This is a genomic window from Stenotrophomonas sp. S49 (assembly GCF_016624905.1).
Taxonomy (GTDB): Bacteria; Pseudomonadota; Gammaproteobacteria; order Xanthomonadales; family Xanthomonadaceae; genus Stenotrophomonas.
Genome location: NZ_JACVUD010000022.1, coordinates 38238 through 52076, shown reverse-complemented (window position 1 = coordinate 52076; position 13839 = coordinate 38238). Strand labels below are relative to the sequence as shown.

The following is a 13839-nucleotide window of genomic DNA, read 5'->3' as shown; positions in this document are numbered from 1 at the left end:
GCGGCAGGCCCATCTTCGGTAGCGCCGGGCCATGCCCGGCGGCTTGATCGGAACCGCTGCGCTCGCCGGGCATGGCCCGGCGCTACCCGCACACCGCTCTGGTAGGTGCCAACCTTGGTTGGCACATCTCCCACAGCGCCGACGCCACCGGGCGCGCCGCGGCCAAGGCAGATGCGGCAGGCCCATCTTCGGTAGCGCCGGGCCATGCCCGGCGGCTTGATCGGGACCGCTGCGCTCGCCGGGCATGGCCCGGCGCTACCGATCAGGACGGCTTGCCCCGCGTTACGGCGCCGACGCCGCCGGGCGGGCGCGCAGCAGCCGCACCAGCGCCCAGACCAGCAGCACGATGCCGAAGGCATCCAGCAGGGCCAGCACGAAGTGGACCCCGCCCAGCACCGCGCTCATCGCCGAAACGGCGCTGAAATCGCCGCTGCTGACCAGCCACAGCGGCACCACGCTGGCAGCCAGGCTGCCCAGGTTGGCGGCCAGCAACAGCAGCAGGCCGGCCAGCGCGCCGCTGCGGGCCGCATCACGCGGCGCGCCCAGCACCCACACCAGGCCCACGCACAGTGCGATCAGCACCGGCAGGCGCACGCCCAGCAGGCTGAGCATGCTCATCAGCATGGCCGATGCATCCATGGTTCAGTCCTGCCCGGCGAAGGTGCCGGCACCGGCGCGCAGCTGTTGGTAGACCTCTTCGGTCTGCGGGCGCACGCCATGCCACTGCAGGAAGCTTTCGGCCGCCTGTTCGACCAGCATGCCCAGGCCATCGACGGTGTTGCGGCAGTTGGCCGAACGCGCCCAGGCCAGGAAGGCGATGGCGGCCTCGCCGTAGTTCAGGTCCACCGCGGTGGTCATCGAATTGACCAACGACAGCGGCAGCTTGAACTCGACATCGCGGTCGCGGCCAGCCGAGGTCGCGTTGAGGATCAGTTCGAAATCGCCCAGCTCGCGCAGGTCTTCCCAGTAGCGGCTCAGCGCGCGGCCCGGCTCGCCCATGGCGTCGATCAGTTCGTCGGCGCGTTCCGGCGTGCGGTTCACCACCACCAGTTCGGTAATGCCGGCATCCAGCAGTGCCGGTGCCACGCTGCGCGCCGAACCGCCGGCGCCGATCAGCAGCACGCGGCGGCCGCGCAGGTCCAGGCTGTGGCGGTCGGTCAGGTCACGCACCAGGCCGATGCCATCGGTGGTGTCGCCGTGCCAGCGGTCGCCCTTGCGCAGCAGCGTGTTGACCGAGCCGGCGCGGCGCGCACGTGCGGTCAGGGTGGTGCACACGGAAAACGCGGCTTCCTTGTGCGGCGAGGTGACATTGGCACCCACGCCGCCTTCGGCAGCGAAGGCTTCCAGCCCAGCCAGGAAAGCGTCAGGGGCCAGGTCGATGGCGCGGTAGTCCACGCTGATGCCTTCCTGGCGACCGAACGTCGCGTGGATCTGCGGCGACTTCGAGTGGGCGACGGGGTGTCCGAAGACGGCGTAACGGTCGGTCATGGAATCCTCAAGCTGGCTAGACTGATGCTCTTTCGTGCACGGACCTGGATGATGCGCATCACCCCGACCCTGCTGGTGCTCGCCGCCAGTCTACTCTCTGCCCCCGTGGCGATGGCGTTGAACGAGTACGGCATTGAAGGCATGGGGGTGGTATCGACCCGGGCCGATGAAGGGCGCGCGACGATCAGTGCCGATGGCCAGCGCATCGTCTTCGCCCGCCGCGGCGAAGCGGGCTGGGGGCTGTGGCAGGCACGGGTGGTGGACGGGCGCTGGCAGCAGGCGCAAGCCCTGCCGGTGGCGGTGCCCGGCGAGGTGGTCGATCCGTACTTCAGCCGCGATGGGCGCTGGCTGCTGTTTGCCGCCGGCCGCGAGGACGCGCTGGCGCTGTACCGCGCGCCGCTGGCGGCCGATGGCAGCCTGGGCCCTGCGCAGGCGCTGGCCGGCACCGGCAAGACCCGCCCCGAGCGTGGCCCAGCGCTGAGCGCCGATGGCCGCCGGCTGCTGTTCGCGCGCCACCAGGGCCGGGGGACGGGCTGGGACCTGTTCGTGGCACCGCTGGATGCGCAGGGCGCGCGTGGCGCGGCGGTGGCGCTGGATGCGCTGAACAGCGCGGGCGATGAGACCGATGGTGACTGGCTGGGCCAGGACGGCGCGGTGGTGTTCAGCCGCGTGGGCGCCACCGCGGCGCAGGTGATGACCAGCGGCTGCGCGTGGACCGGGGCGACGCTGCAGCCCTTGGGGCTGTCGTTCAACCAGAACGGCGGCTGGACCGCGGCACCGGTGATCGACAACGCCAAGCCCGGCGAAATGTTGGTGGCCAGCAGCGCCGCACGCGCGCCGCGCGCGGGTGGCGTGGATGTGTACCGGTTGGCAGTGCCGAAGATCGCGGCCGTGGCCGGGTGCGTAAAGTAGATCCACGCCATGCGTGGATGAGCCACAGGGCGGGCCAACCCCCACGGTAGGTGCCAACCTTGGTTGGCACACTCGCGAAGGGGTCAGAGCCCTTTCCTGCGGAAAGGGATCCGACCCCGGGTCACGCCGCTCAGCGCGCCAACACCTTGGCCCGCTGCTGTTCGTACTCGGCTTCGCTGATCTGGCCGGTGTCCTTGCGCTGGTTCAACGCGGCCAACTCCGCTTCCACCGCATCCGGCAGGGCCTGGCTGCGGGCCACGTGACGCGCGGCGGACGGCTGTTCCGGCGCGCGCCGGGCGGCACGGCGGGCGGCCAGGAACACGAACACGATGATGGCGCCGAAGATCGTGGTGCCCGCGATCCAGATCAACCACTGCATCCATCCCAGTTCCGGTGCCATCGCCTGTGTCTCCCTAGTTCGTGAACGCGTACGTGGGCGCTATTGTCAGCGCTCGCGCAGCCAGCGCGCTACCTGCGGGGCGAAATAGGTCAGCACGCCATCGGCGCCGGCGCGCTTGAAGCCCAGCAGCGATTCCAGCACGCAGGCGCGTTCGTCCAGCCAGCCATTGGCGAAGGCGGCCTTCATCATCGCGTACTCGCCGCTGACCTGGTAAGCAAAGGTCGGCACGCCGAACTTCTCCTTCACCCGGCGCACCAGGTCCAGGTAGGGCATGCCCGGCTTGACCATCACCATGTCGGCGCCTTCTTCCAGGTCCAGCGCGATCTCGCGCAGCGCCTCGTCACCGTTGGCCGGGTCCATCTGGTAGGTCTTCTTGTCGGCCTTGCCGAGGTTGCCGGCGCTGCCCACCGCATCCCGGAACGGGCCGTAGAAGGCCGAGGCGTACTTGGCCGAGTAGGCCATGATGCGCACGTTGACGTGGTGGTCGGCATCCAGCGCACGGCGGATGGCGCCGATGCGGCCGTCCATCATGTCCGACGGCGAGATGATGTCGGCGCCGGCCTCGGCGTGCGACAGCGACTGCTTCACCAGCGCTTCCACGGTGATGTCGTTCAGCACGTAGCCCTTGTCGTCGATGATCCCGTCCTGGCCGTGGGTGGTGTACGGGTCCAGCGCCACGTCGGTCATCACCCCCAGTTCCGGGAAGCGGGTCTTCAGCGCGCGGATCGCCCGCTGTGCCAGGCCGTCCTCGGCCCAGGCCGCCGAAGCGTCCAGCGTCTTCTGCGAGGCATCGATGACCGGGAACAGGTCGATGACCGGAATTCCCAGCTCCAGCGCTTCTTCGGCCACCTTCAGCAGTTCTTCGATCGACAGCCGCTCCACGCCCGGCATCGACGGCACGGCCACGCGACCGGCCGGCTCGTGCACGAACACCGGGTAGATCAGGTCGTCGGTGGTCAGCGTGTTCTCGCGCATCAGGCGGCGCGAGAATTCGTCATGGCGCATGCGCCGCGGGCGGTAATGGGGGTGAGGCATGGCAGGCTCCGAGGAGTGGCTATTGCAACAGGTAGCCCTGCGGCAGCAGGGGTTCGGGCAGAGGGCGTTCGCCCAGCGCATCCAACTGGTCGATCTCAATGGTGCGAACCAGGGCATCCAGCGGCAGATCGTTCGGCTCCAGGCCGAACGGGTCTTCCATCTCTTCGCCCAACTGGTCCAGACCGAAGAACGCGTAGGCCAGCACCGCCGACAGCACCGGCGTGGCCCAGCCCAGCGAGCTGGCCAGGCCGAACGGCAGCAGCACGCAGAACATCCAGGCGCAGCGGTGCAGCAGCAGGGTGTAGGCGAACGGCAACGGCGTGGTGAGAATGCGCTCGCAGCCGGCCTGGATGGACGACATGGCGTGCAGGCGTTCTTCCAACTGCGTGTACAGGATCGAATCGAGGGTGCCGGCGCGCAGGGCCTGGGCCAGTTCGGCGGCGATCATCGCCAGCAGCGCATCAGGCACGTTGTCGCGCTGGGCCAGCTGGGCGCGCTGGTCATCGTCCAGCCACGACACGGCCGCCAGGGCCACCTCACGGCGGCGCAGGCGCGCGGCCAGGGCGGCGGCGAAGGCAATGGTGAGGTAGCTGACGCGCTGCCGGCGTGGCGCATCGTCGGCCAGCAGCAGGTGCAGCTGGCGCGCCAGCGAACGCGATTCGAACACCAGTTGGCCCCACAGCTTGCGGCCTTCCCACCAGCGGTCGTAGCAGGCGCTGTTGCGGAAGCTGAGGAAGATCGACAGCACCAGGCCCAGCAGGGTGAACGGTGCGGCCGAGACGCGCTCGATGCCGGGCGGTTGGGCCAGTTCCACCACCGCGGCAACGGCGATGGCCAGCACCAGGATGGCCAGCACCTTCGGCGCCACCGCCGGAACGATGGAACCGCGCAGGATGTACAGCAATTGCCAGCCGTGCGGCCGGGGGCGAATGATCATCGGGGCTACCGCGGCGGACGCGGTCCTGCAGGCACGCGGGGGGCTCGCGCAGCCGCCCATTCTACGCCCCTGCCCGCGCCACGACCGCGCACCTGCGACGCCCGGTCGCACCCGCCGGGGGTGTTCAGATCACCCCGCCGCCCAGGCCCAGGCGGAAGATGCCCACCACCACCACGATGCCGTTCAGCACCAGGCCGGCCCAGGCGCGGCCGCGCTTGCTGGGGTGGGTGAACAGGATGCCGATGGCGGCGATGATCGCGCCTACGGCCGCAAAGGGAATGAGGAACCAGTTGCCCCACCCCAGAAGGGGGATCAGCGCCAGGATCATCCACAGCAGCGCCACCACACCCCACAACAGACTGATAACGCCCATGCCACGCTCCGTGCTTGGTTGCCGCCACCATAGCCGTTCCCGGGGCGCCCGCCTACCGGTGTTGGCGACAGCATCACCGCCGCCGTGCCAGCATGCGGCCAGGGCCAGCATGCCGGTGTTGGCGCTTATTCAGAGTGCCGGTCCGATGATCCGAGGCAATCCACAGGGGTATACGCCATGAACATCCGTTGGGTCGCATTGGCGGCCATGCTGCTGGCCGCTGCCGGGTGCGCCAGCACTTCCAAAGTCATGCTGGGCCGGGCGCGGGCGCCGATCGACCCGGCTTTGGTGCAGATCTATTCCACCCCGCCGGCCGGTTCGCTGGAAATCGCCCAGCTGGAATCGTCTTCGGCGGTGGGCTTCGGGACCCAGGGCCAGACCGATGCAGCGGTGGCGCGGCTGAAGCGCGAAGCCGCCGCGCTGGGCGCCAACGGCGTGATCCTGATGGGCGTGGGCAGCAGCGGTTCGCCAGTGGGCATGTCGGTGGGCGCCGGCAGCTATGGCTCGCACGTGGGCGGCGGCGTGGGCATTGGCATTCCCACCACGCAGAAGCGCGCGGCCGGCGTGGCGATCTGGGTGCCCAACCCCGAACCGCCGGCACGCCTGCCGACGCAGACCATTACCCCGCAACGCTGATACGACGGTAGCGCCGGGCCATGCCCGGCGGCGTTGCTCCTGCGCTCGCCGGGCATGGCCCGGCGCTACCGGTCCGGTGGCTGGTAGATCCACGCCATGCGTGGATGGGCTTTCCCGATATCCCCTGGGGTCTGGCGTTACCGGTACTTCGGCACGAACTGCTGCTGCACTGCTTCGGCCAGCTGGTCCGGCGGCAGCAGGCCCTGGTCGAGCAGGAAGTTGTTGAACGCCAGGCGGTCGAACTTCGCGCCCAGCGCCAGTTCGGTCTGCATGCGCAGTTCCAGGATGCGGGTGTAACCGTAGAAGTAGCTGCCGGCCTGGCCGGGCATGCGCACCATGTAACGGTCCAGTTCCTGCGTGGCCATGGCCTTGGACAGGCCCACCTGATCGATCAGCACGCGCTCGCCGGTGGCACGGTCGGTCAGGCCCAGGTTGAGCATCGGGTCGAGCATCGCGCGCGCCGCGCGCAGCAGGCGGAACTGCAGGGCGATCATTTGCCCGTCCAGCGGCTCGTACGGCACCATCTCGGCCTCGGCATACAGCGCCCAGCCTTCCACGTTCACCGAATTGAACGCGAACATGGTGCGCGCCAGCGACACGCCGCGCTCGACCATGGCGGTGAACTGCAGCTCGTGGCCGGGGCGCCCTTCATGCGCGCTCAGGGTCCATGCGGCCGAGCCGAAGTTGAAATCGTCGTACTGCGCGCCCTCGCCCGCGGCCGGGTTGCCCAGCGGCAGCACGAAGGTGCCCTGCTGCCCGGTGTTGTTCACCAGCGGCGCCGGCAGGAAGTGCGGGGCCGGGCTGGCCGCGCTTTCCGCCGCCGAGCCCAGGCGCATCTGCATGGCGCGCTTGGGCACATCGACAATGGCGTGTTCGCGGATGAGCGGATCGATGGCATCGATCACCTTGCGGTAATGGCCTTCCAACTGGTCATTGGCAATCTTGTTGGCCTTCAGTGCGCGGATGACCGCCACCGGGTCGCTCGGGTCGGCCACCTTCAGGCCCTTTTCCTTGGCCACCAGCGGGGCGAGCTGCTGCATCGCCGAGCGGGTTTCCATGAATTCCAACTGGGCGCGCTGCATCAGCAGCTTCGGGTCGATATCGATGCCCACCTGCTTGAGCTGGTAGGCATACAGCGGCGCCGGCAGGCGCGCGTCGGTGCGGGCCTTGGGCAGCACTTCCTTGCGGGTCCATTCGGCGTAGTCCTTCATCTGCCCGGCCAGCGCCTGCATGGCTTCATCGGCACCGGCAATCTGGTACTTCTTCAGCAGCGACTCGATGCCGGTGATGTAGGTCTGCACGTTGTCCAGCGACTGCTGCACTTCAATCGTGGTCGGCTGCAGCAGGCTGCTGTCCTTCAGCCGCTCTTCGTAGCGCTGGCGGGCCAGGGTGGTGAAGGCGGTGCCGCCCGGCTGCAGGCCGGCATAGGCCTTCAGGCGATCCAGCGCCTTGCCGCGGCGCTCGGCCGGCACCTGGTCGGACAGCAGCAGGTTCAGGCCACTGAACACCGTCTGCGGCGCATCGCGCCACGGCAGCAGGTACTTGTCGTTCAGTTCGCTGCCTTCGATGTTCTGGTTGGCCGCGGCGATCATGATCTCCAGGTCCTGGCGGACGTTGGGGTCCTTCTCGCTGGCCAGCTTGGCCTTCAGTTCGTCGCGGGCCTTGGCCATGGCGGCGCGGTAGCGCTGGCCGTTGTCCGGGCCCAGGTCGGCCACCTTGTCGTCATAGCCGGGCACACCGAAGAAGCCGGTTTCCTCGGGCTGGAACGGCCCCTGCGCGTCCAGCAGGATCTGCGCCAGCGCGTTGCTGCGCGCCACCCAGGCCGGGCTGGCCGGGGTAGCCGCCTTGGCGGCGGGTGCGGCCAGGGCCGACGGTGCAGACAGCAGCGGGGCGGCACTCAGGGCCAGGGCAACGGCCAACGCGATGGGCTTCATGGGACACTCCAGCAAAGGGTTGCCCGCAACTTACGCGGTTGGGGCGATGGCGACAATCGGCTGGAGGTCACGGCTGGGCGTGGGGGGAGCGCCAAGGGGGGGCGCCTTCCTGTGTGGGTTTTCCGGGTGTCGCCCAGCAGGAACGTTTACGGGTCTTCCGCGATCCATTGCGGCCGTGTTTCGGACACGATCATTACCAGTTTTTCGATGAAATCCACGGGCTGGTCGTCCAACGTGCCACCGACATTGAGCCGCCACCACACCTCACGCAGGAGTGGCCGGCGATATCTGGACTCGAAGCACCAGCCATCGTCGAGCAGAACCTTGAAGGACCCACGGAAAAGGGTGCGTGACCAAGAAATTTTCGGTGTGCAGAAGCCATCTCCCATCATTTTTCCATCAATCATCAAGATGAGATTCGTGGCGTAATCGGGTGTGCCGTGCGCATCATTGATTTCGCGAGACATGTAGGCCATGGGTACAAAGTCCTTGTTGGACCTGCCCTGCCCCACGACACCCAGCACAGGTTCCAAGCGGACATCCGCGCCGGCCCGGCTGACGAGAAGCGTGCCATTCCGGGTGATCTCGGCAACACTTAGCTTGCCGATATGCTCGTAGTCCCGAAGACATACGCGGCCGTCGAACGGCGCTGTTGAAGGGTCAGATGCTGCCATGGTGCCTCCGTGCCGCAGTTCCCATGCTGATCATAGCCGTCCCAACATCGGTGCGTGCCGCTCGAAGCGAGTGGATCGTCTTCCATCAACTTTCTATACGGTTCGGACGAAGGTCTGCCACGACTCGTTGGCGCCCATACCATGCACCTCAAAGATGTGGACGGCGCGTTCCGGCAGCCATGAGGCTTGGCATTACTTGGCGCAGACAACGTTACTTGATTCGATTCACTCGCCCTCAACCTCGTCCATTCCACGTGCAACGGCCAAGCTCATGATCTTCCCAGGAACGATCATCAGCAGCACGTACCCACTCAGAACAAAGGGTATGGATTGCCTCTCCAGAGCGCCCTGAAATCCAGCCACAAGAACAGCCAGGGTTCCAGTTACGCTGATAACAGTGACCCAGCGCTTTATGAGTGCAACGTTTACTTCGTGCTGGACCGCATTCTTCATGGGAGCAACCCCCTTCAAGACCATACACGCCACTACCGCGTTCAGCATCAACCCAATGGTGATGAAAAGGTAGAAATTCGAACCTGTAAGTGGCGGCAACAGCAACGTCATGAAATTGAGCGAAGCCCAGACGAAGCATGTGTTCAAACGTCGCGTTGTACTTTTCATTGTTTGCCTTTGCACCAGCCCCCCCTCAGCCGCTGAGGCGAAATGTATCGATTCGACGTCCAAGCCTGATCAATGTACCCAACCGCACGCGGGTTTCGGTCATCGCGCGGCACCTTGGGTTACGGCGAATGCCAATGCGCCTTACTGATGACGTGGCCATTCTCATCCAGTTCAACAGACCAGGCCTCAATGTCCAAGCTCAGCGTGTTCTCGAACCACAGGCGTTCCCTGCACGCACCACTGCACGGCTTGCTCGCATAACGTGCGAAGCGCCTCTCCGGCAGTTCCCGCACATCCGGATCACCCAAAGCTTCCACGACGGCTGTGCGACTGTCCCCTGGTTTGATGGAGTCAAACGCACGCGACTTGACTGCAGATAGTCCCGAACACGCCACAAGATACACGGCCGGAACGATCAGCAGCAGTAAACCAGATTTCCTCATCGTCCATCCCTCTGTCATGAGTCACGCTCAGAGCTGGAAAGCATGTTCAAGAGCAATCGCACCATCCGCGCGCGCAGCCACACTTCCATCCGGCTTGAACAGACCAGGGTCGCGATGCAGGGCCGCTGACATCCGCTGGCGGGGCATCGGGGTGTCGCATCTGCCCTGCCCTTGGCCCCTCAGGCACCTCTGCGACTGTAAACGCGTCTGAGCCACCAATGCTGCCGATAGCCTTGCATACCAAGGCCTCAGCCGCACGGCGAAATTTGCAACGATTCTGAAAATGTTGAATGCAGTGACGGCATCGGCCCTACTGCCTTGGCATCGCGTACGACCGGGCGTATTCCTTTCGATGCCACCGTGCATCGGTGGCCGGGATTCGAAACCCCGCTAGTTCGTAGAAGTAAACGCTTGCCAGCCGGCATCACCCTGTGTGGTGCCGGCTGGCAATCCGTCGGCCGGCTATGGCGGGCGGTGCGTGGAGGCCTTGTGCCTGCCGGTTTCGCGAACGCCGGGTTTCGAACCACGCATCGTCCGCCACCTTTATCGGTGGCGGCTTCTGCCTGCACGCAAGGAGCCCGCCATGACCGCACCCTATTCCCCTGCCCCGCATTCCATCCAGGAACCGCCGGCAGGCGATCCCGCGCCAGACCCCAACTCGCTCACCCACCTGCTGCGAAGTATCGGCGCCGGTGCCGCCGCCGATGGCCGGCCCTGGCCGGAACGGCATCCACTTCGCAGTCGGCAGATTGCCTTAGCCGATGCAGATTGCGCTCTGGCTGGCCAACGCGTGGTGCAGGAACTGCTGCTGGCCGCCGAGCGCGCCCGCCAGAATGGAGACCCTGACCAGGACGTGGGCGACCGCGTGATGGCAGGCCTGGCCATGGCCTGTCTCGCCCTCAACGTCTTCATCCAGGAACGCGTACGGCCGCTCGGCGCGGGATCGTGAGTGAGGTCGTTCCTGGCATCTGGCCTGATGGTCATCGGTGCGCTGGCCGCTATTGCCTGCCTGCCATGGCCGCAAAGCGCAGCCGAAGAGACGTGGGTCTATCCGAAGATGGGATTCGCGGAATTCGAGAAGCTCTATGGCAGTGCGCACGGCTTTGTTTCCACGCACCGAGCAACGGGCTTCACGATCTACCCGGCGGATGCGGTTGCGCCCTCTTTCCAGGTCCGCTGCAAGGGCTTTCCCGTGCTGAGGGTGGAGCGCACAAAAGCGACGGTCGCGCTTCGTCTGCCGGCGGACGCGCTGCAGCGTGCGCCGGAATCTGAGGCGCTGTATCTGGATCTGCAGCAGTTGATGGCGCTCAACCAGCTTGAGGGTGTCAGCATTCCCGATGGTCGGGCCCGACCGTGGTGGCGGGCTGGACCTGCGGTGCCGAAGGATGAGCGGTGTGCGTTGCCATCTGGCGGCCGGTTGATGGACTGGCACCGTCCCGTCCGTTCGGTGTTGTGGGCGTTGGTGGAGCGAGATCGGTAGTGGTGATGAGGTATCGGGGTTCAGTTGAACAAGCTCGACTCCGCGGCGCGCCAGAGGGCCATGACCGTAGATAGGAACGCCTTCATGGCCTATGTCCCAGCATGGCGACCTTCTTTTCATAGCCCAGCAGAGCGCCTAACAGTCCCCTCGGAACATCGCCATCTCTTATCGTCAGTAGATGTTAGCCATAATACGGATGTAGTCGTCCAGAGAGTGGACCCTCTTATCGATCACGACGCCACGCCTTCTTGCCAAGGATTGGACTTCGACAATCAGTACTCCGTACCCCGCGTCCCACGCATGCAGTTCTCCGGGCGATAGCTCCTTCGAGAAACGATCTGTTGGCCGAAGTTTCCCTGCAGGAAGTCGAAGCTCGTCTGCAACGTGCCTGAGCAACTCGATCACGGTCTTCTGTTCCAAACCTGCGCCTAGATAGAACTGCGCATAGAAATCAGGAGCAGATAGCTCGTCTCTATCTTCCAGGTTGCTCATCACCTCAGACCCCTTATTCACCGGCTGCGCGACAGCCACAGTAGACCATGGAGCCGATATCCCAGAACTTATCCGAAACAGTCGTTACGGTAGCCGTGCGTCCTAAGACTGGTCCCGCCGTACTCCAAGACGCTAGCCGTGCGTCCTAAGACTGGTCCCGCCGTACTCCAAGACGCTTGAATAGGGCCGAATCGTCGACCATTGGCTGCTCGCTGGATCGACTTCCGTACTCGGAAACCAGCAGCGCAACGCGAGATCAAACACCACACCATCCGCGTTGGGATCATTATCCGGCACCTGATCGCCAAAGATTTCGTTCTTGCTGCTCCACTCGCAGATCATCACATCGCGCACCGGGTCGATGACCACGCGCGGCGCGCCTAGGTGTTCCGGCTGGATGTAAGCCAGCTCCGGCACTCCAGCGGTAGGCACATGGATCAGCGCAACAGGGTAGTTGTGCCACGGCTCACCTAAACGCACTGCCGCGCCAGCGCGTTGGCTTGCATGCATCGAATGAAGCTGGGATGGGAGATTAGAGATCGATCAACCTAACTCACGTGTTGCGCTTGCAAGCTGAGACCGCCCCCCAGCTCACATAGTACCACCGCATCCACCGTACACCTCCTTGGGGACGGCATTAAGGCGTATTAATAAAACACGCATCTCGCTAGGCGCACAATTGCCCATCACACTATATAGAACCATAACTCCATTGCCATTTACATAAACAGAGAAAACCCATTCCCACCATCCGAAACCCCTCTCACCAGGTATAGATCACCAGCAGGAGTCCGAGCATTATTTCTGACAAAATTCAACTCTGAGAATCCGGGCATCTCAGAAAGAAGGGCAACTCTTCTGCCAGAGGATGAGAGCCACAGCCTTGCCTTTTCTTCATCCTCAGAATCAAGAATATCGATTCTATCAGCGCTCAGTTCATCAGCATTCCCGGGGGTAACCCGGCCGACACTGGCGTCCATCCAATGCGAAGGCCAGGCCGCACTTCTTGACACAGAACTGCATCCAAGAATAAGCAGAACAAGTCCAAACATGGCAAGTCTCACTTGCATCGGAGCGCCCTCTTGATTGCGTCTCTAACTCTGTCGTCAGGGAGGCCCAAATGTTCAGCCATGATATTCCCTTCCCAACCAGGAACTGGAGACGTTGTGCGCGGATTCAAATTAGTCACATCATACATATCAACCCGCCCATCATACTTGAACTTCATCAAATGGCCGGCCTCATGTGCAGCCGTCCAAGGATTCATATCTGAATACCACTGACCCTCACTACTTCCGCGCACAAATGAAACACCAACACCTGGAACAATCTCAATATCGTTAGCACGACCTTTCGCCGGCTGACTTACCGTGACTGTGAAGCCTGGACTTGACCAAGTTGACTCAATTGATCTGATTATTTCACTGATCTTTTCAGGCGTCGCCATCTCACCTCGAAAACGAATTGGAATATCAATCGAAGCGCCTCCATCGTTGCAAGTGCATTTCGCTATCATCCCCGATGGATCACTGATTCCGACTGGACCAGAGTTTGCATAGGCGTAACTGGAGATCCCCCCCATCAACCCAATTGGATCACTCTGCGAGTACCGCCCCACCGCCGGGTCATACTCCCGCTGGTAGTTGTAGAACAACCCACTCGCATCCGTCGCCTGCTGGCCCGGGAAGCGCAGCGCCAGTTCGAACGCCACACCATCACCGTCCGGGTCGGCACTCGGTATCTGGTTCCCAAACACTTCGCTCTTGTTGCTCCACTCCCAGATCGCCACATCCCGCACTGGGTCGACCACCACACGCGGTGTGCCCAGGTGATCGGGTTGGATGTAGGCCAGCTCCGGCACGCCCGCAGCGGGCACGTTGATCAGCGCCACTGGGTAATTGTCCAGCCAGATGGCCTGCTGCTGCGCGTCACCCCTGGCGCTGTAGTTGCCCAGCCATTGCCCTGCCTCGTCATACAAGGTGATCTGCGCAGTGCCGCTCCCCGGCGTGCGCAGCACACGCTCACCACGATGGTTGTAAGCATACAGCGTCTTGCACGGAGAGCATCTTCATGCCACGAGCTCATTTTGAGCGCAGGATCATCGTAGATGGCGACTATGCCATCTACTGCCTGGACGATTCCGCGATGCCGCCACTACCGGCTTGGCAACGCCTACGATTCGCTTTTTTGCCGGAGACGGACCAGGCCAACAGATCCAATTTTCAACGTGACAAAAAACCAAACCAGAGAGACGACCACGAAAACCAAACCCGAGTAACCATACTTTTCGCCATCACCATAAATATCAGCAAGAACGAAAGACAGAATTATAAAATTCACAGCAATTCCCAGGCAACCAACCAATCTCAGCACCCAGAAAAACATGATGTAGTAGGACCTGAGAAATCGTCTGT

General features: G+C 64.0%; 16 protein-coding genes and 1 pseudogene. 4 read left to right on the top strand and 13 right to left on the bottom strand.

What is annotated here, in order from left to right; genetic code table 11:
• Positions 1-282: 282 nt before the first annotated feature.
• Entirely contained in the window at positions 283-639 is a 357-nt protein-coding gene (locus tag IAE58_RS07190; protein ID WP_199933631.1) for a hypothetical protein, read from the bottom strand.
• 3 nt (positions 640-642) lie between these two features.
• Positions 643-1488, bottom strand: coding sequence for a shikimate dehydrogenase (gene aroE / locus IAE58_RS07185; protein ID WP_199933632.1), 846 nt, complete (start codon positions 1486-1488; stop codon positions 643-645).
• Between the two features lie 48 nt (positions 1489-1536).
• Here aroE and IAE58_RS07180 point away from each other — a divergent pair, with 48 nt between their 5' ends.
• Positions 1537-2400, top strand: a complete 864-nt coding sequence (locus IAE58_RS07180; protein ID WP_199933633.1) for a PD40 domain-containing protein — start codon at positions 1537-1539, stop codon at positions 2398-2400.
• A 130-nt stretch (positions 2401-2530) separates the two neighbouring features.
• Here IAE58_RS07180 and IAE58_RS07175 read toward each other — a convergent pair whose 3' ends face one another.
• The 4 genes from IAE58_RS07175 to IAE58_RS07160 form a co-directional block, all read right to left on the bottom strand.
• Positions 2531-2800 (bottom strand): SHOCT domain-containing protein, encoded by a 270-nt coding sequence (locus IAE58_RS07175; RefSeq protein ID WP_199933634.1) that lies wholly within the window; start codon positions 2798-2800, stop codon positions 2531-2533.
• Between the two features lie 45 nt (positions 2801-2845).
• Positions 2846-3835: a porphobilinogen synthase gene (gene hemB / locus IAE58_RS07170; protein ID WP_108751261.1), complete on the bottom strand. Its 990-nt coding sequence runs from the start codon at positions 3833-3835 to the stop codon at positions 2846-2848.
• A 19-nt stretch (positions 3836-3854) separates the two neighbouring features.
• Positions 3855-4772, bottom strand: coding sequence for a bestrophin family ion channel (locus tag IAE58_RS07165; RefSeq protein ID WP_199933635.1), 918 nt, complete (start codon positions 4770-4772; stop codon positions 3855-3857).
• Positions 4773-4896: 124 nt separating this feature from the next.
• Entirely contained in the window at positions 4897-5145 is a 249-nt protein-coding gene (locus tag IAE58_RS07160) for a hypothetical protein (protein ID WP_108754522.1), read from the bottom strand.
• Between the two features lie 177 nt (positions 5146-5322).
• Here IAE58_RS07160 and IAE58_RS07155 point away from each other — a divergent pair, with 177 nt between their 5' ends.
• Positions 5323-5781 (top strand): hypothetical protein, encoded by a 459-nt coding sequence (locus tag IAE58_RS07155; protein ID WP_108757485.1) that lies wholly within the window; start codon positions 5323-5325, stop codon positions 5779-5781.
• Between the two features lie 137 nt (positions 5782-5918).
• On the opposite strand, the gene IAE58_RS07150 is transcribed toward IAE58_RS07155, so the two are convergent.
• The 4 genes from IAE58_RS07150 to IAE58_RS07135 all read right to left on the bottom strand — a co-directional run bounded on the left by IAE58_RS07150 (position 5919) and on the right by IAE58_RS07135 (position 9453).
• Complete coding sequence (locus tag IAE58_RS07150; RefSeq protein ID WP_199933636.1) at positions 5919-7715, bottom strand: DUF885 domain-containing protein; 1797 nt, start codon at positions 7713-7715, stop codon at positions 5919-5921.
• 146 nt (positions 7716-7861) lie between these two features.
• Entirely contained in the window at positions 7862-8389 is a 528-nt protein-coding gene (locus IAE58_RS07145; protein ID WP_199933637.1) for a hypothetical protein, read from the bottom strand.
• Between the two features lie 225 nt (positions 8390-8614).
• Entirely contained in the window at positions 8615-8953 is a 339-nt protein-coding gene (locus IAE58_RS07140; RefSeq protein ID WP_199933638.1) for a hypothetical protein, read from the bottom strand.
• Positions 8954-9129: 176 nt separating this feature from the next.
• Positions 9130-9453, bottom strand: coding sequence for a hypothetical protein (locus IAE58_RS07135; protein ID WP_159095525.1), 324 nt, complete (start codon positions 9451-9453; stop codon positions 9130-9132).
• A gap of 583 nt (positions 9454-10036) precedes the next feature.
• On the opposite strand from IAE58_RS07135, the gene IAE58_RS07130 reads away from it, so the two are divergent.
• Together IAE58_RS07130 and IAE58_RS07125 are read left to right on the top strand one after the other, a co-directional pair.
• Positions 10037-10402, top strand: a complete 366-nt coding sequence (locus IAE58_RS07130) for a hypothetical protein (RefSeq protein WP_199933639.1) — start codon at positions 10037-10039, stop codon at positions 10400-10402.
• Entirely contained in the window at positions 10403-10933 is a 531-nt protein-coding gene (locus IAE58_RS07125) for a hypothetical protein (protein ID WP_199933640.1), read from the top strand.
• 171 nt (positions 10934-11104) lie between these two features.
• Here the strand turns inward: IAE58_RS07125 and IAE58_RS07120 are convergent, their stop codons facing one another.
• From IAE58_RS07120 to IAE58_RS07110, 3 genes and pseudogenes are all read right to left on the bottom strand, one after another.
• Positions 11105-11425: a hypothetical protein gene (locus tag IAE58_RS07120; protein WP_199933641.1), complete on the bottom strand. Its 321-nt coding sequence runs from the start codon at positions 11423-11425 to the stop codon at positions 11105-11107.
• A gap of 132 nt (positions 11426-11557) precedes the next feature.
• Entirely contained in the window at positions 11558-11935 is a 378-nt protein-coding gene (locus IAE58_RS07115; RefSeq protein WP_199933642.1) for a hypothetical protein, read from the bottom strand.
• A gap of 550 nt (positions 11936-12485) precedes the next feature.
• A pseudogene (locus IAE58_RS07110) lies at positions 12486-13534 on the bottom strand (RHS repeat-associated core domain-containing protein); the annotation flags it as partial.
• Positions 13535-13839: the final 305 nt, after the last annotated feature.